The sequence below is a fragment of the Candidatus Desulfolinea nitratireducens genome, from assembly GCF_982879505.1.
This window is the reverse complement of sequence record NZ_CEYOSI010000035.1, coordinates 11,531-12,582: the sequence shown is the minus strand read 5'-3', so window position 1 is coordinate 12,582 and position 1,052 is coordinate 11,531. Positions and strand designations below refer to the sequence as shown.

The 1,052-nt window shown below is 45.6% G+C and carries 1 protein-coding gene and 1 pseudogene; one reads left to right on the top strand and one right to left on the bottom strand.

Annotation, left to right across the window (positions count from 1 at the left end; all coding sequences use genetic code 11):
- Nucleotides 1-585, bottom strand: a 585-nt coding sequence (locus tag AC3DOM_RS04910; RefSeq protein ID WP_487917909.1) for a phenylalanine--tRNA ligase beta subunit-related protein, incomplete at its 3' end; no start/stop codon positions are given.
- A 93-nt stretch (nucleotides 586-678) separates the two neighbouring features.
- Here AC3DOM_RS04910 and AC3DOM_RS04905 point away from each other — a divergent pair.
- Nucleotides 679-1,052, top strand: a pseudogene (locus AC3DOM_RS04905) (nucleoside deaminase); the annotation flags it as partial.

Here is a 1,052-nt window from a genome sequence, read left to right as displayed (position 1 = left end):
TGCAGGTACACCCGCTGGGGCGTAAGCGACATAAAGAACATGCGATGTCGCTGGAGTAATCGGGGATCGATTGTCTTGCCCATAAATGATCGTACAACTTACCCTCTCAGCATCTTTCATCACCATATCACCGGGGCGAAGGGATTGTAAATGCCCATTCATTTGGGGCATCTGCTCACCCTCGTGGGACACATCGATTAAAGTTGGCCCTTTTAATTTGGCAACATCATGCCCTGCAGTCAGGACAAAGGTTTCCACTTCCGCGATAAAATTTGCATCCACCAAAGGGGAGATGCTCGGTAAATTTTTCCCTTTCAACAAAATCGACTCAACTTGTAGCTGGACATGATAGGTTTTTTTGAAGCGCTTATAGTACTCTTTGTATGTCGATAAAACAGGCAGGGATACAAGATCCTGCCGGGTAAAGCCAGCATAGAGATCTCTAAGGCGTGCTTCGGTTTCTCTTTTTCGTTCCTCCAATTGAAGAGAAGCACTTTTATTATCAACGCCTGACAGTTCCAGGAGGCCTATAATAGCCCCGGGATGTCCCTTTTTCCATTCATCAGTTCCTGAAATTAAAAGCATGTGATTCTCCACATTATCCTATGGATTGATAGGGAAATTGTATCATTGGGCCAGTGTAGGAGTATAATTTTTAACTTCAAAAAGAGGTAAATTATGAAGCAAACTATCACCGACAATGAGTCAAAATATTTGCAGAGAGCTATTGAACTGGCACAAATCGCACGCGAGCATGGCAACCATCCTTTTGGCGCGTTACTTACAGATGGTAACGGAAATATTCTCTTGGAGGCAGAGAACACTGTTGTGACCGAAAAGGATTGCACCGCCCACGCCGAGACCAATCTGATGCGCGCCGCATCCAAAGTTTACTCAGAAGAAGAACTTGCGAAATGCACGCTCTACACAAGTACTGAACCCTGTCCAATGTGTACGGGCGCGATCTTCTGGGGAAATGTGGGGAAGGTGGTTTATGCCCTCAGCGAAGAAGGTTTATACGCATTAACTGGGGAAACGCCTTATAAGCTGGC